The sequence below is a fragment of the Hydrogenophaga sp. SNF1 genome (assembly GCF_034421675.1).
Lineage (GTDB): Bacteria > Pseudomonadota > Gammaproteobacteria > Burkholderiales > Burkholderiaceae_C > Hydrogenophaga > Hydrogenophaga borbori.
Genome location: NZ_CP139793.1, coordinates 1,139,780 through 1,161,285 on the forward strand (window position 1 = coordinate 1,139,780; position 21,506 = coordinate 1,161,285).

Below are 21,506 nucleotides of genomic sequence, written 5' to 3' on the forward strand. Positions count from 1 at the left end.
GCTTACCCCGGTCAGTATAAGGAGGGGCCTATGCATGCCCCAAGGCTGGGCGCTGGGCATAAGTCACACAAGTGGGGGGCGCGCGGGGAACCGGGGCCGGTTCGGCGCTCGGTCGCCGACGACGGGCGGCTGTGCGCCCAGGGTGGGGGCTTCATATACTGTGGTTTTGTACAGTATTTTGGAGGCCCTCATGAGCGAGGTCCACATCCCCGTCGCGGCCCTCAAGGGGCGTGGCATGTCCTTCCGGCAGCCCCACCGTTTCGAGTCCGCCGCGCGCGCCGCCTTCGACGACGGCTGGAGCACGCTCGACGCCGAGCAGGCCGAAGAACACGCCGCGCCCGCCACCAGCGTGAGCTGGGAGGACGCCAGAAGCGCCATCACCACCAACGCCTCGCCCGACATCGGCTTCGTGCACGGCCTCAACCCCTACCGGGGCTGCGAGCACGGCTGCGTGTACTGCTACGCGAGGCCCAGCCACAGCTACCTCAACCTCTCGCCGGGGCTGGATTTCGAGACGAAGCTCATCGCCAAGCGCGGCTTCGCCGAGGTGCTGGCGCGTGAGCTGCAGCGCCCGTCGTACGAGCCCAGCATGGTGGCCCTGGGCACGGTGACGGACGCCTACCAGCCCATCGAGCGCGAACTGCGCTTGACGCGCGCCGCGCTGGACGTGCTCTTTCGCGCCCGCCACCCGGTGGGCATCGTCACCAAGGGCAGCGGGGTGGAGCGCGACATCGATCTGCTTGCACCGCTGGCCGGCATGGGCCTGGCGGCGGTCTACGTCACCCTCACCACGCTGGACCCGAAGCTGGCGCGCGCGCTGGAGCCGCGCGCCGCCGCGCCGCACCGGCGCCTGCGCACCATCCGCACCCTGGCCGAGGCCGGCATCCCCGTGGGCGTGAGCGTCTCGCCGCAGATTCCCTTCCTGAACGAGGACATGGAGCAGGTGCTGGAGGCCGCGCGCGAGGCCGGCGCGCGGCGCGCCTTCTACCAGGTGATCCGCCTGCCCTGGGAGCTGGCGCCCATCTTCCGCCAGTGGCTGCTGCAGCACTGCCCGCAGCGCGCGGGCCGGGTGATGGCGCGCATCCAGGACATGCGCGGCGGGCGCGACTACGACAGCGACTTCGCCACCCGCATGAAGGGCAGCGGCCCCTGGGCCGAGCTGCTGCGCCAGCGCTTCCACAAGGCCTGCGCGCGGCTGGGCTACGCCACCGAGCGCGAGGCCATGGACCTGTCGCGCTTCCAGCCGGCGGCGCTGTCGGCGCAGCGGGAGTTGTTCTGACGCGGCCGACGGCCTCAGCCCAGCCGCTCCAGCGCGTCGTCGGCCCAGTAGCGCACGGCGTGGTAGTAGCCCTCCCACACGCAGCCGTTGCAGCCGCGGCCGCAGCAGGTGCTGGGCTCGGGCGGCGGGGCGCGCAGGGTGGTGTCCAGGTCGAGGCCCTGGCGCTGCGCGCGGCCGCGCAGGTGCGCGATCAGCGCCTGCGCGCTGGCCCGGTCGGCGGGCATGAGCTCGGCCGCGCGGACGCGGCGGAAGCGCTTCTGCTCCCGGCCCTCGAAGACAGCGGTCTCGTTGAACATGGCCGAGGGCCGCACCCACAGGCCTCCGCCATCCAGCCCCGCGCCGTAGAGCGCGCGGTACAGCACCAGCGGCTGCAGCGTTTCGCTGCAGCGCACGGTGTCGATCACCTCGTACCAGCCGCCCTTGTAGTGGCGGTACAGGCCGGGCGGTGTGGGGATCAGCGGGGGCAGGTCGCCGTCGTTCACGCGCACTCGGGCGAGAGCGTGGGATGTGGCCACGCCGGGACGGGGCGGCGCGGCGAGGCGTGTCCCGCGTCCCAGGCGCGCTGCCAGCGCGGCAGCGTGGCGCGCGGGTCTTCGCCCAGGCCGCGCACCACGCACACCGTGGCCGCGCCGGTGGCGGCGCATTGCTCGAGCTGGTCGGGGTCCAGGATGCCGCCGATGGCGATGACCGGGCGGCCGGCCATGCGCACCCACCAGGCCAGGTTGTCCAGTCCCTGCGCGTGCCAGGGCATGTCCTTGGTGAGCGTGGGCCAGACCGGGCCGCAGGCGATCAGGTCGGCCCCGGCGCCGCGCGCGCGGCACAGCTCCCACAGGCTGTGCGAACTCATGCCCAGCTGCAGGCCGCGCGCCTGCGCGGTGGCGATGGTGGTGCGCTCGGTGTGCCGCAGCGCCAGCCAGTCTTCCTGCCCCAGGTGCAGGGCCGGCGCGTTCAGCGACAGCGCCAGGCGCCAGTGGTCGTTCACCACCAGAGCGGCGCGGCCGGCGCTGCGCGCGGCGTCCAGCGCGGCGCGCAGCTCGGGCACCAGCGCGGGGTCGTCGCGACGCGCCTTGATCCGCAACTGGATCAGGCCGGCGCCGGCCTCGGCGCAGGCGCGCACGCGCTCGGCGCTGTCGACGATGGCGTAAACGCCCAGCGCGGGCACGTGCGAGAGCGGCGCCGTCCAGCGCGCCGGGGTCTCGTCGACGGAGAGCACCGGCAGATCGAGCGAGCTGGCGCGGTCGGGCAGGCGCGCGAGCACGGCCGCGTCGGCGGCGACCCAGCCTTGCGCCAGCGCGGCGCCAAAGCGCAGGGCGTGGTCCGTGGGGCCCGAGCGCGGGCGCGTCAGCCAGCCCTGCGCGTGCAGGGTGTCCAGCCAGTCGTGCGGGTCGCCGGTGATCACCACGTCGCTGGCGCCCTGGTCGCGCAGCGTGCGGGCGAGTTCGGGAACGGACAGGCGGCCGGCGGGCAGGCCCAGGCGCGCGGCCGCCTCGTGGGCGGTGAGCCGCAGCACGGCGTCGGTGGTCGCGTCGCTGGGCGATTCGGTGGGAGCGGGGGATTGCATGGTCGCGGGAGTGTCGCCGATCGTGGGCGGTGCTCAGCCGATCAGCATGGGCCGCCCGCTCACGGGCGTGCTGGCCACGGCCATGTCCTGCGGTGCCATGACGCCGGCCTCGAAGGCCAGGCGCCCCGCGCGCACCGCGTCGCCGAAGGCGCGCGCCATGGCCACGGGCTCGCGCGCATGCGCCACGGCGGAGTTCAGCAGCACCGCGTCGAAGCCCAGCTCCAGCGCCTGCGCCGCGTGCGAGGGCGCGCCGATGCCGGCGTCCACCACCAGCGGCACGCCCGGCAGGCGCGCGCGCAGCGTGCGCAGTGCCCAGGGGTTGACCAGGCCCTGGCCCGAGCCGATCGGCGCGCCCCAGGGCATCAGCACCTCGCAGCCGGCGTCCAGCAGGCGCTGGCAGGTGACGAGGTCATCGGTGCAGTACGGAAAAACCGCGAAGCCGGCCTTCACGAGTTCGGCGGCGGCCTCGACGGTGCCCCAGGGATCGGGCTGCAGGGTGTGCTCGTCGCCCACCACCTCCAGCTTGATCCAGTGCGTGTCGAGCAGCTCGCGCGCCATGTGCGCCAGGGCCACGGCCTCGCGCGCGCTGCGGCAGCCGGCGGTGTTGGGCAGCAGGCGCACGCCGCGCGCGCGCAGCGGCGGCAGCAGTTCGGCCAGGAAGGCGTTGCCGTCGGCACCACCGGCGGCGGCCATGCGGCGCAGGCCCAGCGTGACGACCGAGGCGCCGCTGGCCTGCAGGGCCTGCTGCAGCACGGTGGGCGAGGGGTAGCCGGCGGTGCCCAGCATCAGCCGCGTGGCGAGGGTTTCGCCATACGCGGTCCAGGGCGCGGGGTCCATGGGAGGCGTCGTCTGAAGGTCCACGCTCAGCCTCCGACGATGGCTTCGAAGGTGCTCACCTCGTCGCCGGCTTGCAGGGGGGTGTCGGCGCGCGCGGCGCGCGGCACGAAGCGCGCGTTGAGCGCGGTGGCCACGCGTTCGGGCCGCAGGCCCTCGCGCTCCAGGAGGCTGTGCAGTGTGGTGCCGGGCGGGCAGGGCAGTTCGCGACCGTTCAGGCGCACGGTGGGAAGGGAGGCTGTCATGGCGGGGATTGTCCCTCGCTCGCCAAGCCCGCGGCGGCAAGGGCGTCTTGCACCACGGCGGGCGCGACCATCCAGCCGTGGCGGAACAGGCCATTGATGCGCAGCAGCCCGGGCCTGTGCTCGATGCTGGGCAGGTGGTCGGCGCGCGCGGGGCGCAGGTTGGTTTCCAGGTGGTCGATGCGGGCCTCGGCGAGCTCGGGCAGCACGCTGTGCGCGGCCGACATGAGCTCGACGGCGCTGCGCAGGCTCACGGGCGAGCGGTCCTCGCTTTCGATCTCGCTGGCGCCCACCACGACCCGGTCGCCCGGGCGCGGCACCAGGTAGACGCGGTGGCGCGGGTGCAGCAGGCGCACGGGGCGCAGCAGGCGCACGCCGGGGGCGTGCAGCCACAGCACCTCGCCGCGCACACCACGCAGCGGCACCTCGGGCCGCGCGCCCAGGCCGCGCGTGTCGATGGCGAGATCGGCCGCGGCGGTGTCGCCACCGATCAGGCGCAGGCGGCCCGCGTCCACGGTGTCGACCAGGGTGTTCCAGTGCCAGCGCACGCCAGCGGACTGCTCGGCCAGGGCCAGCAAGGTCTCGCGCGGCAGCAGCTGGCCTTCGCCGGGCAGCAGCCAGGCCAGCAGCCCGCTGGCCAGCGCGGGCTCCAGCGCGCGCAGCGCGGCGGCGTCCAGGGGCTGGGGCGCGGGCGCCTCGGGCACGCCGTTCAGGCGCGCGAGCGTGCGCTGCGCGTTGCCCCGGTCGCTGCCGTGCGCGAGCAGCAGGCTGCCCTCGGTGCGCACCAGCCCGGGCGCGCCGCCATTGGCCAGCTGCCGGCCGATGGCCTGCCACAGGGGCAGCGAACGCCAGCCCAGGCGCGCCACCGCGGGCTCGGCGCCGTCGAGTTCGGCCAAGGGGCTCAGCATGCCGGCGGCGGTGAAGCCGGCCGCGTGCGGCCGCTCGTTCACGGCCGCGACACGGCCCGGCACTGGCGGCTGCGGGCCGTCGGCCGGGTCGAACACGCTCACCGAATGGCCTTCGCGCGCCAGCCGCCAGGCCAGCAGGCGGCCCAGCACCCCGGCGCCCGCGATCGCGATGCGCGCCATCCTCAGCCCTTCTTCAGCGTGTCGAGCGGTACGTAGAACTCGCCGCCCGCGGCCTTGAATTGGGCCGACTTTTCGGCCATGCCCTGCTGCAGCGCCTCGGCCTCGGCCAGGCCTTTCTGCTCGGCGTAGTCGCGCACGTCCTGCGTGATCTTCATCGAGCAGAACTTGGGGCCGCACATGGAGCAGAAGTGCGCCTCTTTCGACGAGTCCTTGGGCAGGGTTTCGTCGTGGTAGGCCTCGGCGGTGTCCGGGTCCAGGCCGAGCGCGAACTGGTCGCGCCAGCGAAACTCGAAGCGCGCCTTGCTCATGGCGTCGTCGCGCGCACGCGCGCCGGGGTGACCCTTGGCGATGTCGGCCGCGTGCGCGGCGATCTTGTAGGCAATGATCCCTTGCTTCACGTCGTCGCGGTCCGGCAGGCCCAGGTGTTCCTTGGGCGTGACGTAGCACAGCATGGCCGTGCCCATCCAGCCGATCATGGCCGCGCCGATGGCCGAGGCGATGTGGTCGTAGCCTGGTGCGATGTCGATGGTCAGCGGGCCCAGGGTGTAGAAGGGTGCCTCGTGGCAGTGCTTGAGCTGCTCGTCCATGTTGGCCTGGATCAGGTGCATGGGCACGTGGCCGGGGCCTTCGATCATGGTCTGCACGTCGTGCTTCCAGGCGATCTGCGTGAGCTCGCCCAGGGTGCGCAGCTCGGCGAACTGGGCCTCGTCGTTGGCGTCGGCGCCGCTGCCGGGGCGCAGGCCGTCGCCGAGCGAGAAGCTCACGTCGTAGGCCTTCATGATTTCGCAGATTTCCTCGAAGTGCGTGTAGAGGAAGTTCTCCTTGTGGTGGGTGATGCACCACTTGGCCAGGATGGAGCCGCCGCGCGAGACGATGCCGGTGCGCCGCTTGGTCGTGAGATGGATGAAGGGCAGGCGCACGCCCGCGTGGATGGTGAAGTAGTCGATGCCCTGCTCGGCCTGCTCGATCAGGGTGTCGCGGAAGATCTCCCAGCTGAGGTCCTCGGCCACGCCGCCCACCTTTTCCAGCGCCTGGTAGATGGGCACGGTGCCGATGGGCACGGGCGAGTTGCGCACGATCCAATCGCGCGTGGTGTGGATGTTCTTGCCGGTCGAGAGGTCCATCACCGTGTCGCCGCCCCAGCGGATGGACCATACGAGCTTCTCCACCTCTTCCTCGATGCTGGAGGTGACGGCCGAGTTGCCGATGTTGGCGTTGATCTTCACGCCGAAGTTGCGGCCGATGATCATCGGCTCGAGTTCGGGGTGGTTGATGTTGGCCGGGATGATGGCGCGCCCGCGCGCCACTTCTTCGCGCACGAACTCGGGCGTGATGATCTCGGGGATGCGCGCGCCCATGGGATTGCCGCGCAGTCGCGCCTCGCGCTCGGGGTCGCCCAGGTACTCGCGCATCCAGTCGCGCTTGCCGTTCTCGCGGATGGCGATGTACTCCATCTCGGGCGTGACGATGCCCTGGCGCGCGTAGTGCATCTGGGTGACGTTGGCGCCGGCACCAATGCCACCTTTCGCGCGGCGCGGCGTGCGCTGCAACGCGGCGGCCTCGCCGCGCAGGGCGGCAATGCGCTCGGCCGCGTGCGCATCCGGTACCTCGTGCTTCACGCCGTCGTCCAGCGCCTGGCGCTCGCGCCCGCTGTAGGCCTCGGTGTCGCCGCGGGCCTCGATCCAGGCCGCGCGCACGGGGGCCAGGCCCTTGCGCACGTCGATGCTCACCGTCGGGTCGGTGTAGGGGCCCGAGGTATCGTAGACCGTCACGCGCTCGCCATTGGTGAGCGCGATTTCGCGCATGGGCACCTGCACGCCGGCCTGCGTGCCGGGCACGAAGACCTTGGTGGAGGCGGGGAAGGGCTCGCGCGTGAGCGTGAGCAGGGGGGCGAACTTGTCGGGGGCGTTCATGGGCGGTCTCCTGGTGGCAAGCAACGGGGGCTGTGTGCTCCGGAGGACCGCCTGGATGGATGTCATGCCTGGCACCCGTGCCGCCATGGGGCGGTGGGCCGGCAGGCCGCTCATCTCGGCATGCGCTCTTCTTTCGCCGGTACTAGCCGGATCAAGTTCACGGGTTCGGCCTTTCAGCCATCTCAGCGCCGGGCCTTCACAGGCCGGGGCACCCCGGAGCAGGGGGGAGTGTACGCCGGGGCCCGGTGTGGGCATAGTGAAAGCCCTTCCACCGATCGATTGCAAGGAGACCCGCATGAAGAACAACCCCGTGGGCTGGTTCGAGATCTATGTGCAGGACATGCCGCGCGCCAAGGCCTTCTATGAGGCGGTGTTCCAGGGCGCGCTGGAACCGCTGGGCAATCCGACCCCCGGGGAGCCCCTGGAGATGTGGTCTTTTCCGTCCGCGAGGGACGGCTACGGCACGCCGGGCGCGCTGGTGAAGATGGCGGGCATACCTTCCGGTGGCAACAGCACGCTGGTGTATTTCGTCTGCGACGACTGCGCCGTGGAGGCGGCACGCGCCAAGGCCCACGGCGGCTCGGTCTTCAAGGACAAGATGTCCATTGGCGAGTACGGCTTCATCGCCCTGGTGAACGACACCGAGGGCAACCTGATCGGCTTGCACTCGATGCGCTGAACACCCGCGCGCTCGCGCGGGTGGGGGCCGATCAGGAGCGCGCGGCGGCCGGTGGCGTGGTGTCCACCTTGCCGTCCTTCACCGGCAGCGTGGCGCCGGGCTTGAACGAAGTGCGCACCGTGGCGTCCTGGCCGTCGAGGCGGTAGGTGACGTCGTACCCGGAGAGCTTCTGCGACTTGTCGCTCACCGTGCGGCAGCGGCGCTCGGTGGTCGTCACCGTGTCGTTCTGCTGCATGCGCTTTTGCACCTGATTGCCCGCGTAGCCCCCGGCGGCGGCGCCGGCCACGGTGGCCACCGTCTTGCCGGAGCCCTTGCCGATGGTGCTGCCCAGCAGGCCACCGGCCAGACCGCCCACCACGGTACCGGCGATGCGGTGCTCGTCCTTCACCGGCGCCTGGCGCTGCACGGCCACGTTCTCGCACACCTCGCGCGGTGTGCTGACGGTGGTCATCACTTCCTTGACCGACACGACCTCGGCCACTTTGGGCCTGGCGAGGGTCTGGTAGCCGCCGACGGCGCCGGCGCCCAGCACCACCATGGCGAGTCCGCCGATGGCGATGCCCTTGATCATTGATGTGTCCATGTGGCTCACTCCTTTGGCCGCGAGTCTGCGGTGGTGGCCAGGTGCGCCTGTAACCGCCGGTTTCTGGCGCGCCGGAATGGAAACAGATCGGTAACGGGCTTTACGAAGCGGCCGGCTGCTGGCTCAGTCCAGCAACGATCCGAGCACCGGCTGCTGGCTCCTGCGCAGGCGCGTGGTGCGCTGGAAGAACAGGCTGTTGGGAATGCGCAGGTGCGTGGGCTCCTTGCCGTCCACGGGGTCTTCCTTCAGCGTGGTGTAGACGAGGTTGATGTCCAGCACCTCTCCAGCCAGGCCGGGCTTGTCGCCGCCTTCCAGCAACTCGATGTGGTCGTGCAGGCCGAAGGGCCGCGTGGTGAAGATCAGCACCGAACAGAAGATGTTGGAGAGCACGCTCCAGGCCGCGAAGAAGGCGATGGCGCCGACGGTGACGAAGCCCGTGAAGCCGGCCCAGATGACGCCGGCCGATACGCCCAGGCGATCGAGGATCCACAGCAGGGCGGCACCGCTCAGCAGCAGCGTGATCAGACGCTTGCTGCCCACGGTGAAGTCCAGCGGCAGGTTCTTCTCGGCGGCCAGCCGGGTGATGAAGCGGTGCAGCAGGGAGCGCAGCAGCACCGCGACGAGGACGATCACGACGATCTGCAGGGCGATGGTGATGGCTTCGATCCAGGGGTGGGCCCAGTCGGGGAGGAAGGGTTTCATGTCGGTCGGGTCGCTTGCGGGAGGGGCGTGTCATCCGTTAGTGTCCGCGATCGATGACGCCCGATCAGGTCCACCGTTTCAATGACAAGGGCATCGTGCGACTGGACGGCTTTCACGCCCGCGGCGTGGCGCCCGTGCGGCAGCGCGTGCTCGACGAACTTCGGCGCCTCACCGGCGGCAAGGGTCTGCCGCGCGCGGTGCAGGGGCTGCCGGTGTTTCAGCAGATCGGCAAGCTGTCGTCCCTGGTGAAGGTGCCAGGGGCGCACGGGGCGCTGGTGACGCCTGCCCTGGTGGCGTGCATCGGCCAGCTGGCCGGGCGCGCGGTGCCTGTGCCGCAGCCGCTTCAGCTCTTGTTGTCGCCGCCGCAGCAAGGGGCCTGGCGTCTGGAGGGCCTGAACTGGCACGTGGACGTGGTGGCCGATCCACCCGGGCGTGTGCCGGGCATCCAGGCCTTTTTCCTGATCGACGATGTGGCGCCCCAGGGCGGCGCGACGCTGGCGCTGGCGGGCTCGCATCGGGCGACGGCGCAGCGCGGCGCCGACGGCGTGTCGCTGCGCGAGGCGCTGCGTTCAACGGCGGATCGGGCGGCGCGGCTGCAGGCGCTCGGGGTCGACGTCGTCGAGATGTCCGGGCGCGCGGGCGACGTCTACCTGATGGACATGCGCCTCTTGCACACGCCGTCGATCAATGCCACCCGCCAGATGCGCCTGATGGCGACGACGCGCTGCCTGTTCGGCCCCTGAGGGCGCCGCAGCGTCAGCCGCCCAGGGCCTTCAGGACCTCTTCCGCCGTCGCCGGCGCGTTCATCGCCTCGGGGTCGCCGCCGGCCTGCGCCACCGCGTCCCGCAGCGCCTCGTAGACGCTGATCGCCAGCATGAACGGCGGTTCGCCCACGGCCTTGCTGCCGTGCACGTTGTCCTCGCGGTTGGCTTCGGGCCAGAGGTCGATGTTCCAGCGCGGCGGCAGGTCGCCCGCGGTGGGGATCTTGTAGGTGCTGGGGGCGTGGGTCTGCAGGTAGCCCTTGTGGTTCCACACCAGCTGCTCCGTGGTCAGCCAGCCCATGCCCTGGATGAAGCCGCCCTCGATCTGGCCGATGTCGATGGCCGGGTTGATGCTGTGGCCCACGTCGTGCAGGATGTCCACGGCCAGCACGCGGCTCTCGCCGGTGAGGGTGTCGATGGCCACCTCGCTGCAGGCCGCGCCGTAGGCGAAGTAGTAGAAGGGCCGCCCCTTCATGGTCAGCTTGTCGTAGTGGATCTTGGGCGTGCGGTAGAAGCCGTCGCTCCAGAGCTGGATGCGGTTGGCGTAGGCCGCGTTCACCACCTCCTCGAAGCGGCGCGTGCTCTTGGGGGTGATGACATCGCCGCCCAGGAAGCGCACCGCGCCCGCGCCGCAGCCGTCCAGGCCGGCGACGAAGGCCGCCAGGTTGTCGCGCACGTGGCGCGCGGCGAACTGCGCGGCGCGCCCGTTCAGGTCGGTGCCGCTGCTGGCGGCGGTGGCGCTGGCGTTGGGCACCTTGCTGGTGTCGGCCGCGGTGGCGATGATCCGCTCGAAGGGCACGCCCAACTCGTCGGCCACGATCTGCGCGACCTTGGTGTTCAGGCCCTGGCCCATCTCGGTGCCGCCGTGGTTCACCATCACGCTGCCGTCGGTGTAGACGTGCACCAGCGCGCCCGCCTGATTGAACAGGGTGGCGGTGAAGCTGATGCCGAACTTCACCGGCGTGAGCGCGATGCCTTTCTTGATGACCGGGCTGCGGGCGTTGAAGGCCTCGATGGCGGCGCGGCGGCGTCCGTAGTCCGCGCTGCGCGCGAGCGCCGTCATGAGCGGTTCGAGGATGTTGTCCTCCACCTTCATGTCGTAGTGCGTCTGGTCGCGTTCGCCCATGCCGTAGAGGTTGCGCAGGCGCACCTGGAGTGGGTCGAGGCCGAGGTGGCGCGCGACGTCACCGAGGATGCGTTCGATGGCGATCACGCCCTGTGGTCCGCCGAAGCCGCGGAAGGCGGTGTGGCTTTGGGTGTTCGTCTTGCAGCGGAAGGAGTCGATCGCGACGTCTTCCAGGAAGTAGGCGTTGTCGCAGTGGAAGATGGCGCGGTCCGCGACCGGGCCCGAGAGGTCGGCGCTGAAGCCGCAGTTGGCCAGCATCACGATGCGCAGGCCGCTCAGGCGGCCGCTGTCGTCGAAGCCCACGCGGTAGCGGTAGGCGAAGGGGTGGCGCTTGCCGGTGACCATGAAGTCGTCGTCGCGGTCCAGCCGCAGCTTGACCGGGTGGCCGGTCTTGCGCGCGGCCAGCGCGGCCCACACGGCCAGATGGCCGGCCTGGGTTTCCTTGCCACCGAAGCCGCCGCCCATGCGCCGGCACTCCACCGTCACCGCGTGGTTGGGGATGCCCAGGGCGTGCGCCACCCAGTGCTGCACCTCGCCGGGGTGCTGGGTGCTGCTGTGGATCCACCACTGGTTCTGCTCCAGCGGCAGCGCGTAGGCGATCTGGCCTTCCAGGTAGAAGTGCTCCTGGCCGCCGACCTCGAATTCGCCGTCGAGGGTGTGCGGCGCGCGCGCCAGTGCGGCGGCGGCGTCGCCGCGCGCCACGTGCACGGGCGGCAGCACATAGCTTTTGAGCTCGTGCGCCTCGTGCACGCTCAGCACGGGGTGCAGGGGCTCGATGCGGGGCTTGACCAGGCGGGCGGCACGGCGCGCGGTCATGGCGTCGTCGGCCACGATCAGGCCCATCACCTGGCCCAGGAACTGCACCGAGTCCCGCGCGAACACGGGCTCGTCGTGGCCGAAGGCGGCGAGGATGGGGTCGCCGGGCACGTCGGCCGCGCCGACGAAGGCGCGCACGCCGGGCAGGGCGAGGGCCGCGGCGGTGTCGAAGCCGCTCAGGCGGCCATGCGCCACGGGCGAACAGACAGGCGCGGCGTGCAGGGTGCCGCGCGCCTCGGGGATGTCGTCGATGTAGGTGGCGGCGCCGGCCACCTGGGCGCGCGCGCTTTCGTGGAAGCGCGAGGCGCCAGCGGCGCTGGTGGCCTGGCGCTGCAGCAGGGCGGTGTCGGGGGCGTTCATGCCAGGGCCTCCAGGTCCAGGGATTCCAGTCGCAGGCCGCGCTGGCCTTGCTGCGCCAGCCAGTGGCGGCGCAGCAGGTTGCCCAGCACCGCGCGGCGGTAGTCGGCGCTGGCGCGCATGTCGCTGATGGGGCGGAACTCGTCGCGCAGCACGGCGCTGGCGGCCATGACGGTGTCTTCGTTCCAGGGCTGGCCGGTGAGCGCCGACTCGGTCAGGGGCGCGCGCACCGGCGTGGCGGCCACGCCGCCGGCGCCGATGCGGGCTTCGCGCACCACGCCGCCGTCGATCCGCAGCTTCACGGCCAGGCAGACGGCCGAAATGTCGTCTTCGAAGCGTTTGCTCACTTTATCGACCTGCAGGCACTCATCCGGCGAGGGGCGCGGCACCTTGATCCAGCAGAGCAGTTCGTCCGCCCGCATCACGTTCTGGCGGTAGCCGGTGTACAGGTCTTCCAGGCGCAGCTCACGGTGGGCGACGGTGCGCCGCTTCGTGTCCCAGCGCATCAGCACCACGCTGGCGCCCAGGGCGATGAGCAGCGGCATGCTGTCGCCGATGGGCGACCCGTTGGCCACGTTGCCGCCCAGGGTGCCGGCGTTGCGCACCGGCAGGCCGGCGAAGCGGTGGGCGAAGGCGGCGAGCGAGGGCCGTTCGGCCACCAGGGCGGCGTAGGCCTGCGTCAGGTTCACGGCAGCGCCGATGGCGATGTGGTGCGGGTAGGTCTCCACGCGGCGCAGCTCGGCGGCGCCGGTCACGTCGAGCAGGCGGGCGTAGCGCTGGTGTTGTTTGGTGATCCACAGGCCGACGTCGGTGGTGCCGGCCACCACCTGCGCCTCGGGGTGGGCGGCGCGGGCCTGCAGCAGGGCCTGCAGGGTGGCGGGGCGCTGGTAGGGCGCCTCGGGGGCGGGCTGGCCCAGGGTGCGCAGGCCGCGCAGCACGGCGGCCTCGTCGACGCGGGCGCCGGCCGGGCAGGGCAACTGCCCCATGCGCGCGGCGGCGTCCAGGATGGGCCGGTAGCCCGTGCAGCGGCACAGGTTGCCCGACAGCGCGGCCTGGGCGGCGGCGTGGTCCACGCCCTGTCCACCACCGGTGTGTTCGTACAGGGCGAACAGGCTCATGACGAAGCCCGGGGTGCAGAAGCCGCACTGGCTGGCGTGGCACTGCACCATGGCTTCCTGCACCGGGTGGGCCTGGCCGTCGACGGCCAGGTCTTCCACGGTGAACACCGCCTGACCCTGCACCGAGTGCGCCAGCTTGATGCAGGCATTGACGGCCTGCAGCTGGAGCCGTCCGTCCACCGCCTCGCCCAGCACCACGGTGCAGGCGCCGCAGTCGCCCTCGCCGCAGCCCTCCTTGGTGCCGGTGCAGTGCAGGTCCTCGCGCAGGACCTGCAGCAGGGTGCGGTCGGGCGGCACGGCGGGCAGGGTGACGGGCTGGCCGCGGCGCAGGAAGGTCAGGGGCTGGGCGGGCGAATTCTGGACGAGCATGCGGACCAGCATACCCATACCGGCACGGCACGTCATATGCTTGGGCGTATGCCGCCAATGCCTTCCATCCGATGCCACTGAAGCCGACTGCGCCATGAAATACGGCCCCATGTTCGAACGCATCGACCTGCACCTGATCCGTGTGCTGCACACCGTGCTCACGGAGCGCAGCGTGTCGCGCGCGGCCATCAAGCTGGGCATGTACCAGCCGGCGGTGAGTGCCGCGCTCAAGCGGCTGCGCGAGCTGGCCGGCGACCCCCTGCTGGTGCGTTCGGGCGCCGGCATGGTGCCCACGGTGGCCGGACTGCGCATGATCGAGCCGGCCGCCGACATCCTGCGCAGCGCCGAGGTGCTGTTCTCCGACGCCCGTGCCTTCGACCCGGCCACCGCCTCCCACGTCTTCAGCCTGGCCGCCAGCGACTACCTGGACCCGCTGTTCCTGCCTCAGCTGGTCACCCAGATCAAGGCGCAGGCGCCCAACGCCAGCATCGACATCCACCCCCTGTCCAGCGACGCCGACTACCGCAGCCACCTGGCCCAGGGCACGGTGGACGTGGTCATCGGCAACTGGATGCGCCCGCCCGACGACCTGCACCTGGGCCGCCTGTTCGGCGACGAGGTGGTGAGCCTGGTGGCCAAGCACCACCCGGCGGTGCGCCGCGGCTGGGACGTCGAGGCCTGGCTCAGCGCCGAGCACGTGGCGCCCACGCCCACACACCCGGGCGCGCGCGGCGTCATCGACGAGCACCTGGCCGGCCTGGGCCTGACGCGCCACATCACGGCGCGCTGCCCGCATTTCGGGCTGATCCCGGCCATGGTGGCGGGCAGCCTGCTGGTGCTCACCACCGGTCGACAATACTGCGAGCGTTTCACGGAGCAGCTGCCCGTGACCATCCTGACCCCGCCCGTGAGCTTCCCCCGCATGATGTATTACCAGCTCTGGCACGAGCGCACCCACGCGTCCAACGCGGGGCGCTGGCTGCGTGACCAGGTCAAGTCCGTCGCCGCCTCGCTGCGTGCGAGCGAATCCACCCGCGCCGAGGCCGCATGAGCGCCGCCCGGCCGCCCGAAGGCACTCGCACCGCAGCGCGCCGCGCGAAGGTTTCACCATGACCACAGCCGAGAACCCACGACTCGAACTCAGCGGCATCACCAAGCGCTACCCCGGCGTGGTGGCCAACGACGGCGTCTCGCTGCGCGTGCGCCCCGGCGAAATCCACGCCGTGCTGGGCGAAAACGGCGCCGGCAAGTCCACGCTGATGAAGATCATCTACGGCGCGGCCAAGCCCGACGAGGGCGCGGTGCGCTTCAACGGCCAGGCCGTGCACGTGCGCGACCCGCGCGAGGCGCGCGCCCTGGGCATCAGCATGGTGTTCCAGCACTTCAGCCTGTTCGACACCATCACCGTGGCCGAGAACGTCTGGCTGGGGCTGGACAGGTCCTTCTCGCTCGCGCAGGTGCGCGCGGCCATCCGCGCCAAGGCGGGCGAGTACGGGCTGGACGTGGACGCCGAGCGCCCGGTGCACACCCTGTCCGTGGGCGAGATGCAGCGCGTGGAGATCATTCGCGCGCTGCTCACCAACCCGCAGCTGCTGATCCTGGACGAGCCCACCTCGGTGCTCACGCCGCAGGCGGTGGACAAGCTCTTCGTGGTGCTGCGCCAGCTGGCGGCCGAGGGCTGCAGCATCCTCTACATCAGCCACAAGCTGCACGAGATCCGCGAGCTGTGCACCGCCTGCACGGTGCTGCGCGGCGGCAAGGTCACTGGCGTGTGCGATCCGCGCGAGGAAAGCAACGCCTCGCTCTCGCGCCTGATGATCGGCGCCGAGCCGCCCGAGCTCACGCACCGGCCGTTGCACGCGGGCGAGCCGGTGCTGCGGGTCGACGCGCTCACCCTGGCCAGCGACGACCCGTTCGGCACCGCGCTGCAGGACGTGGCGCTGAGCGTGCGAGCGGGCGAGGTGGTGGGCATTGCTGGCGTGTCGGGCAATGGCCAGGGCGAGCTGCTGCGCGCGCTCTCGGGCGAAGACGTGCGCGCCCCGGCCGGCAGCGTGCGACTGGGCGAGCGGGACGTGGCCGCGCTGGGTCCCGCGCGGCGGCGCGCCCTGGGCCTGCACTTCGTGCCCGAGGAGCGGCTGGGCCGCGGCGCGGTGCCCACGCTGTCGCTGGCGCAGAACCTGCTGCTGTCGCGGCGCGACGCGGTGGGCCGCGGCGGCTGGATTCGCGTGGGCGCGCTGCGGCGCCAGGCCGCCGACATCATCGAGCGCTACCGGGTCAAGGCCAACGGGCCGGACGCGGCGGCCAAGTCGCTGTCGGGTGGCAACCTGCAGAAATTCATCGTCGGGCGCGAGATCGAGGCCAAGCCGAAGCTGCTGATCGTCAGCCAGCCCACCTGGGGCGTGGACGTGGGGGCGGCGGCGCAGATCCGCGGCGAGATCCTGGCGCTGCGCGACGCCGGCTGCGCGGTGCTGGTGGTGAGCGAAGAGCTGGAGGAGCTGTTCGAGATCAGCGACCGCCTGCACGTCATCGCCAAGGGGCGCCTGTCGCCCAGCCTGGACCGCGCGGACGCCACGGTGGAGCGCATCGGCGAATGGATGTCGGGCCTGTGGACCGGGCGCGAGCGGGACAACAACCAGAAGGAGACCGCGCATGCTGCGGCTTGAAGCCCGTCCCCAGCCGTCGAAGCTGTGGGGCTACGCCTCGCCGCTGCTGGCGCTGGCCATCACGGTGCTGATCGGCATCGCCCTGTTCGAGGTGCTGGGCAAGGACCCGGTGCGCGGCCTGCAGGTGTTCTTCTGGGAGCCCATCAAGAGCACCTATGCCCTCTCCGAGCTGCTGGTGAAGGCCACGCCGCTGCTGATCATCGCCCTGGGCCTGGCGGTGTGCTTCCGCTCCAACGTCTGGAACATCGGCGCCGAGGGGCAGTACATCATCGGCGCGGTGTTCGCCGGGGGCGTGGCGCTCACCGCGGACAAGGGCACGGGGTTGTGGATCGTGCCGGCCGTGATCCTGGCGGGCATGCTGGGCGGCATGTTGTGGGCCGGCATCACCGCGCTGCTGCGCGACCGCTTCAACGCCAACGAAATCCTGGTGAGCCTGATGCTGGTCTACGTGGCGGTGCAGGTGCTCAACTACCTGGTCTACGGCCCCTGGAAAGACCCGGCGGGCTACAACTTTCCGCAGACCAAGACCTTCGAGCGGGTGGCGCAGATGCCGCGCCTGATGGACGGCTCGCGCGTGAACATCGGCCTGCTGTTCGCGCTGCTGGGCGTGGCCGGCGTGTGGCTGTTCCTGTTCCGCACGGTCTCGGGCTATGCCCAGACCGTGGGCGGGCTGGCGCCCATGGCCTCGCGCTACGCGGGCTTTTCCTCGCGCAAGGCGCTGTGGGTGGCGCTGCTCACCTCGGGTGGCGCAGCGGGCATGGCCGGGGCCTTCGAGGTCGCCGGCCCCATCGGCCAGCTCACGCCCTACGTGCCGGCGGGCTACGGCTTCGCGGCCATCATCGTGGCCTTCGTGGGGCGGCTGCACCCGGTGGGCATCGTGTTCTCGGCCGTGCTCATGAGCATGTTCTACATCGGCGGCGAACTGGCGCAGTCGCGCCTGGGCCTGCCCAAGTCCATCACCGGCGTGTTCCAGGGCCTGCTGCTGTTCTCGCTGCTGGCCTGCGACACGCTCATCGCGTACCGCGTGCGCTGGAAGAAAGGCTGAGCATGGAATCCTACGCACTGCTCATCGCCGCCACGCTGAACGCGGGCACCGTGCTGGCCATCGCCTCGCTGGGCCTGCTGATCAACGAGAAGGCCGGCATCGTCAACCTGGGCGCCGAGGGCATGATGCTCTGCGCCGCGCTGGCGGGCTTCGCCACCGTGGTGCACACGGGCAGCAGCTGGCTGGGCTTCCTGGCAGGCATGGGCGCGGGCGCGCTGCTCGCGGCCCTCTTCGGCGTGCTGGTGATCTGGCTCAACACCAACCAGTACGCCACGGGCCTGGCGCTCAGCCTGTTCGGCGCGGGTTTCTCGGCCTTCGCGGGCACGGGCTACGTGCAGGCCACCCTGCCCGAGCAGGTGCGCTGGGCCATCCCCGGCCTGGCGGACATCCCCTGGCTGGGCGCGGCGCTGTTTCGCCACCACCCCATGGTCTACGCCTGCGTGGCCATGGCGCTGGGGCTGATCTGGTTCCTGTACCGCACGCGCGCCGGCCTGGTGCTGCGCAGCGTCGGCGAAAGCCCCGAGTCGGCGCACGCCCTGGGCTACCCGGTGCGGCGCATTCGCCTGCTGGCGGTGATGGCCGGCGGCGCCCTGTGCGGCCTGGCGGGCGCCTACGTGTCCACCGTGTACACGCCGCTGTGGGTGGAGGGCATGATTGCCGGCAAAGGCTGGATCGCCCTGGCGCTGACCACCTTCGCCACCTGGCGGCCCGCGCGCGTGCTGCTCGGCGCCTACCTGTTCGGCGGCGTCACCATGCTGCAGTTCCACCTGCAGGCCATCGGCCTGCAGATCCCCAGCCAGTTCCTGACCATGCTGCCTTACCTGGCCACCGTGGTGGTGCTGGTGCTGATTTCGCGCAACCCGACCTGGATCCGAGTGAACATGCCCTCGTCGATCGGGAAACCGTTCTACCCGGGGTCATAATTTGCGTGTCACCTTGAATGCCCCACCGGGGTGGAGCCGCGGCGCCCGCACCGGACCGATTCACCCAACCGTCGACACCCGAGGAAACCCATGACAGACCTCCACAAGCGTTCCCTGTTCAAGGTCGCCGCGATGAGCGCGCTGGCCGCCGCCGTGCTGATCGGCTGCGGCAAGAAGGAAGAGGCCGCCGCGCCCGCGCCCGCCCCGGCGCCGGCCGCGCCCACCGCCGCCGCGCCCGCGCCCGAGCCGCTGAAGATCGCTTTCGCCTACGTCGGCCCGGTGGGCGACGGCGGCTGGACCTTCGCGCACGACAACGGCCGCAAGGCGCTGGAAGCCGAGTTCGGCGACAAGATCAAGACCACCTTCGTGGAGAGCGTGCCCGAGAGCGCCGACGCCGAACGCGTGATCCGCGACATGGCGTCCAACGGCAACAAGCTCATCTTCGGCACCACCTTCGGCTACATGGAGCCCATGCTCAAGGTCGCCGCCGACTTCAAGGACGTGAAGTTCGAGCACGCCACCGGCTACAAGACGGCCGAGAACATGCGCACCTACGACAGCCGCACCTACGAGGGCGCCTACATGGCCGGCGTGATCGCGGGCTCCATGACCAAGACCAACACCCTGGGCGTGGTGGCTTCCATCCCCATCCCCGAGGTGATCCGCAACATCAACAGCTTCACGCTGGGCGCGCAGTCGGTGAACCCGAAGATCAAGACCAAGGTGGTCTGGGTGAACGGCTGGTTCGATCCGCCCAAGGAGACCGAGGCCGCGACCTCGCTGCTCAACGGCGGCGCCGACATCCTGTTCCAGAACACCGACTCGTCGGCCGTGCTGCAAACCGCCGAGAAGGCCGGCAAGCGCGCCTTCGGCTGGGACTCGGACATGACCGCCTACGGTCCCAAGGCCCACCTGGGTTCGGCCGTCATCAACTGGGGCCCGTACTACATCAAGGCCACCAAGGACGTGCTGGAAGGCACCTGGAGCACCGGCGGCGTGTGGTGGGGCCACAAGGAAGGCGCGATCGACATGGTCTCCATCGCCGACGACGTGCCGGCCGAGACCAAGGCCAAGATCGACACCATCAAGGCCGGCCTGAAGGACGGCAGCTTCCACCCCTGGACCGGTCCCATCCAGGACCAGGCCGGCAAGGAAGTGCTGGCCAAGGACCAGAAGGCGGACGACGCTTTCCTGGGGGGCATCAAGTTCTATGTCAAAGGCGTGGAAGGCAAGCTGCCGAACTGAGATCGGCGACTGCGCGGGCGCCATGCGCCGTTGGGCGGTGCTCGGGATCCTCACGTACGGAGAGTACGTTCCGGTTCCTGTGCTCCGTCCGCCTGGCCTGGCACCCGCTCGCAACGCCTCCGGTGCTTGGCGTGCCAGCAAGCTGCCTTCGGGCAGCTTTTGTTTTTGAGGACCATGATCGAACGTCAACTCTGGCATCCCGTGCTGGCCTCGCACACGCTGCGCGAGGCGCCGCTGGGCCTGGGCCTGCTCGGCGAGTCCCTGGTGCTGTGGCGCGACCACGGCGCGGTGCACGCCTGGGCCGACCGCTGCCCGCACCGCGGCGCGCGCCTGTCGCTCGGGCGCGTGCTCACCACCGTGCAGGGGCCGCGCCTGGAATGCCCGTACCACGGCTGGCAGTTCGAGGCCGGAGGACGCTGCCGCCACGTGCCGGCCTCGCCCGATTTCCAGCCGCCCGTGGGCCACGCGACCACGGCCTTCGAGGCGCGCGAAGCCCACGGCCTGGTGTGGGTGCGGCTGGACGCGCCGGCGGCCGGCCTGCCCGACGCGCCACCCGCCTTCGCCGAGGCCGGGGACCCCGGCTGGCGCCGTGTGGTCTGCGGGCCGTACGCGGTGGCCACCAGCGCGCCGCGCCTGGTGGAAAACTTCCTGGACCTGAGCCACTTCGGCTTCGTGCACGAGGGCTGGCTGGGCGAACGCGGCCACGCGCAGGTGCTCGGCGGCGTGGTCAGCGAAAGCCCGCAAGGCCTTCAGGTGCTCAAGGCGCGCGCCTGGCAGCCGCGCGGCTACGCCGAGGCCGGCGGCGGCGCCTGGGTGGACTACGCCTACGAGGTGTCGCACCCCTACGCCGCCCTGCTGCGCAAGGACGCCAGCGACGGCGACCCGGTGCGCAACGCCATTGCCCTGTTCATCCGGCCCGATGGCGACGAAGCCTGCACCGCCTGGTTCGTGATGGCCACGCAGAACGACCGCTCCAGCGACGAGGCGCTGGTCGATTTCCAGGACACGGTGTTCGCGCAGGACCGGCCGGTGGTGGAGTCCCAGACGCCCAAGGCGCTGCCGATCGGCCGCACCGCCCGCGTGGCCGAAGTGCACGGCCCCGCCGACCGGGTGAGCAGTGCCTACCGCCGCTACCTCCAACGACTGGGCATTGCCCTGGGAACCTGCTGACCATGTCGCCTGCCGAACTCGCCGCCCACCTGCCCAAGGCCGAGCTGCACATCCACATCGAAGGCTCGCTCGAACCCGAGCTGATCTTCGCGCTGGCGCAGCGCAACGGCGTGAAGCTGCCGTACCACGGCGTGGAGGCCCTGCGCGAGGCCTACGCTTTCACCAATCTGCAGAGCTTCCTCGACATCTACTACGCGGGCGCCAGCGTGCTGCTGCACGAGGCCGACTTCTTCGACATGGCCTGGGCCTACTTCCAGCGCGCCTACGCCGACCGCGTGATCCACGCCGAGCTGTTCTTCGACCCGCAGACGCATACCGCGCGCGGCGTGGACATCGGCGTGGTCATCGGTGGGTTGCAGCGCGCCTGCGAATGGGCGCAGGCCGAGCTGGGCATCTCCAGCCGGCTCATCCTGTGCTTCCTGCGCCACCTCAGCGAAGAAGAGGCCTTCGCCACGCTGGAAGCGGCCTTGCCGTACCGCCAGCACTTCGTCGGCGTCGGCCTGGACTCGAGCGAGCTGGGCCACCCGCCGAGCAAGTTCTCGCGCGTGTTCGCGCGCTGCCGCGAGCTGGGCCTGCACGTCGTGGCGCACGCGGGCGAGGAGGGGCCGCCGGCCTACATCTGGGGCGCTCTGGACGACCTGAAGGCCGAGCGCATCGACCACGGCGTGCGCTGCCTGGACGACCCCGCGCTGGTCGCCGAGCTGGCGCGCCGACGCACGCCGCTCACGGTCTGTCCGCTGTCCAACCTCAAGCTCTGCGTCGTGAAAGACCTGCGCGAGCATCCGATGAAGCGCCTGCTGGACGCGGGCCTGTGCGCCACCGTCAACAGCGACGACCCGGCCTACTTCGGCGGGTACCTCAACGCCAACTTCGTGCAGACCGTCGAGGCCCTGGGCCTGTCGCGCGAGGAGGTCATCGCCCTGGCGCGCAACAGCTTCGAGGCGAGCTTCATCGACGAGGAGACGCGCCAGCGCTACCTGGCGCGGCTGGAGGCGGCCAGCGCGCCGCCTTGACGTGCGTCATCTTGCGGCC

Annotated in this window: 20 protein-coding genes, 1 other RNA gene, 1 pseudogene and 1 riboswitch; of the genes and pseudogenes, 11 read left to right on the forward strand and 11 right to left on the reverse strand. The window is 71.1% G+C overall.

The window, feature by feature from the left end:
- Window positions 1-190 precede the first annotated feature (190 nt).
- Window positions 191-1,279: a PA0069 family radical SAM protein gene (locus SOM08_RS05530; protein ID WP_322470218.1), complete on the forward strand. Its 1,089-nt coding sequence runs from the start codon at window positions 191-193 to the stop codon at window positions 1,277-1,279.
- Between the two features lie 14 nt (window positions 1,280-1,293).
- On the opposite strand, the gene SOM08_RS05535 is transcribed toward SOM08_RS05530, so the two are convergent.
- The 7 genes and pseudogenes from SOM08_RS05535 to thiC all read right to left on the reverse strand — a co-directional run bounded on the left by SOM08_RS05535 (window position 1,294) and on the right by thiC (window position 6,917).
- Window positions 1,294-1,503 carry an oxidoreductase-like domain-containing protein gene (locus SOM08_RS05535; RefSeq protein ID WP_245980882.1) on the reverse strand — a complete coding sequence of 70 codons (210 nt, stop codon included), beginning with the start codon at window positions 1,501-1,503 and terminating at the stop codon, window positions 1,294-1,296.
- 9 nt (window positions 1,504-1,512) lie between these two features.
- A pseudogene (locus SOM08_RS05540) lies at window positions 1,513-1,761 on the reverse strand (DUF1653 domain-containing protein); the annotation flags it as partial.
- The gene (locus SOM08_RS05545; protein WP_116958218.1) at window positions 1,758-2,840 is read right to left on the reverse strand and encodes a thiamine phosphate synthase; all 1,083 of its coding nucleotides are present in this window, start codon (window positions 2,838-2,840) and stop codon (window positions 1,758-1,760) included. The gene SOM08_RS05545 and the pseudogene SOM08_RS05540, both read right to left, overlap by 4 nt.
- Window positions 2,841-2,873: 33 nt before the next feature.
- Window positions 2,874-3,677 carry a thiazole synthase gene (locus tag SOM08_RS05550; protein WP_116958217.1) on the reverse strand — a complete coding sequence of 268 codons (804 nt, stop codon included), beginning with the start codon at window positions 3,675-3,677 and terminating at the stop codon, window positions 2,874-2,876.
- Between the two features lie 26 nt (window positions 3,678-3,703).
- The gene (gene thiS / locus SOM08_RS05555; protein WP_116958216.1) at window positions 3,704-3,919 is read right to left on the reverse strand and encodes a sulfur carrier protein ThiS; all 216 of its coding nucleotides are present in this window, start codon (window positions 3,917-3,919) and stop codon (window positions 3,704-3,706) included.
- Entirely contained in the window at window positions 3,916-5,004 is a 1,089-nt protein-coding gene (locus tag SOM08_RS05560; protein ID WP_116958215.1) for an FAD-dependent oxidoreductase, read from the reverse strand. Before SOM08_RS05560 ends, thiS begins: the two co-directional genes overlap by 4 nt.
- A gap of 2 nt (window positions 5,005-5,006) precedes the next feature.
- On the reverse strand, window positions 5,007-6,917 hold the full coding sequence (gene thiC, locus SOM08_RS05565) for a phosphomethylpyrimidine synthase ThiC (RefSeq protein ID WP_322470219.1): 1,911 nt from the start codon (window positions 6,915-6,917) through the stop codon (window positions 5,007-5,009).
- A gap of 111 nt (window positions 6,918-7,028) precedes the next feature.
- Window positions 7,029-7,143, reverse strand: a riboswitch (TPP riboswitch).
- A 69-nt stretch (window positions 7,144-7,212) separates the two neighbouring features.
- Here thiC and SOM08_RS05570 point away from each other — a divergent pair.
- Entirely contained in the window at window positions 7,213-7,596 is a 384-nt protein-coding gene (locus SOM08_RS05570; protein ID WP_322470220.1) for a VOC family protein, read from the forward strand.
- 31 nt (window positions 7,597-7,627) lie between these two features.
- Here the strand turns inward: SOM08_RS05570 and SOM08_RS05575 are convergent, their stop codons facing one another.
- Window positions 7,628-8,167 (reverse strand): glycine zipper 2TM domain-containing protein, encoded by a 540-nt coding sequence (locus SOM08_RS05575; protein ID WP_416187009.1) that lies wholly within the window; start codon window positions 8,165-8,167, stop codon window positions 7,628-7,630.
- 135 nt (window positions 8,168-8,302) lie between these two features.
- Window positions 8,303-8,881 carry a mechanosensitive ion channel domain-containing protein gene (locus tag SOM08_RS05580; protein ID WP_116958211.1) on the reverse strand — a complete coding sequence of 193 codons (579 nt, stop codon included), beginning with the start codon at window positions 8,879-8,881 and terminating at the stop codon, window positions 8,303-8,305.
- Window positions 8,882-8,934: 53 nt separating this feature from the next.
- Between SOM08_RS05580 and SOM08_RS05585 the strand changes: the two genes are divergently transcribed.
- The gene (locus SOM08_RS05585) at window positions 8,935-9,624 is read left to right on the forward strand and encodes a phytanoyl-CoA dioxygenase family protein (RefSeq protein ID WP_322470222.1); all 690 of its coding nucleotides are present in this window, start codon (window positions 8,935-8,937) and stop codon (window positions 9,622-9,624) included.
- Window positions 9,625-9,637: 13 nt separating this feature from the next.
- Here the strand turns inward: SOM08_RS05585 and xdhB are convergent, their stop codons facing one another.
- Entirely contained in the window at window positions 9,638-11,944 is a 2,307-nt protein-coding gene (gene xdhB / locus SOM08_RS05590) for a xanthine dehydrogenase molybdopterin binding subunit (protein ID WP_322470223.1), read from the reverse strand.
- The gene (gene xdhA, locus SOM08_RS05595; RefSeq protein WP_322470224.1) at window positions 11,941-13,428 is read right to left on the reverse strand and encodes a xanthine dehydrogenase small subunit; all 1,488 of its coding nucleotides are present in this window, start codon (window positions 13,426-13,428) and stop codon (window positions 11,941-11,943) included. Before xdhA ends, xdhB begins: the two co-directional genes overlap by 4 nt.
- Window positions 13,429-13,522: 94 nt before the next feature.
- Here xdhA and SOM08_RS05600 point away from each other — a divergent pair, with 94 nt between their 5' ends.
- From SOM08_RS05600 to SOM08_RS05635, 8 genes are all read left to right on the forward strand, one after another.
- A complete protein-coding gene (locus tag SOM08_RS05600) occupies window positions 13,523-14,479 on the forward strand; it encodes a LysR family transcriptional regulator (protein ID WP_116958207.1) in 957 nt (318 codons plus the stop codon).
- A gap of 58 nt (window positions 14,480-14,537) precedes the next feature.
- Window positions 14,538-16,091 (forward strand): ABC transporter ATP-binding protein, encoded by a 1,554-nt coding sequence (locus tag SOM08_RS05605; protein WP_116958206.1) that lies wholly within the window; start codon window positions 14,538-14,540, stop codon window positions 16,089-16,091.
- Window positions 16,078-17,136, forward strand: coding sequence for an ABC transporter permease (locus tag SOM08_RS05610; protein ID WP_116958205.1), 1,059 nt, complete (start codon window positions 16,078-16,080; stop codon window positions 17,134-17,136). The genes SOM08_RS05605 and SOM08_RS05610 overlap by 14 nt, the downstream gene beginning before the upstream one ends.
- Window positions 17,137-17,138: 2 nt before the next feature.
- Complete coding sequence (locus SOM08_RS05615; RefSeq protein WP_116958204.1) at window positions 17,139-18,059, forward strand: ABC transporter permease; 921 nt, start codon at window positions 17,139-17,141, stop codon at window positions 18,057-18,059.
- Window positions 18,060-18,149: 90 nt separating this feature from the next.
- On the forward strand, window positions 18,150-19,304 hold the full coding sequence (locus tag SOM08_RS05620; RefSeq protein ID WP_116958203.1) for a BMP family ABC transporter substrate-binding protein: 1,155 nt from the start codon (window positions 18,150-18,152) through the stop codon (window positions 19,302-19,304).
- A gap of 52 nt (window positions 19,305-19,356) precedes the next feature.
- Window positions 19,357-19,444: non-coding RNA, sX9 sRNA (locus SOM08_RS05625), on the forward strand.
- Window positions 19,445-19,478: 34 nt separating this feature from the next.
- Window positions 19,479-20,474: an aromatic ring-hydroxylating oxygenase subunit alpha gene (locus SOM08_RS05630; RefSeq protein WP_116958202.1), complete on the forward strand. Its 996-nt coding sequence runs from the start codon at window positions 19,479-19,481 to the stop codon at window positions 20,472-20,474.
- A 2-nt stretch (window positions 20,475-20,476) separates the two neighbouring features.
- Entirely contained in the window at window positions 20,477-21,487 is a 1,011-nt protein-coding gene (locus SOM08_RS05635; protein WP_322470225.1) for an adenosine deaminase, read from the forward strand.
- The last annotated feature ends 19 nt before the right edge of the window (window positions 21,488-21,506 follow it).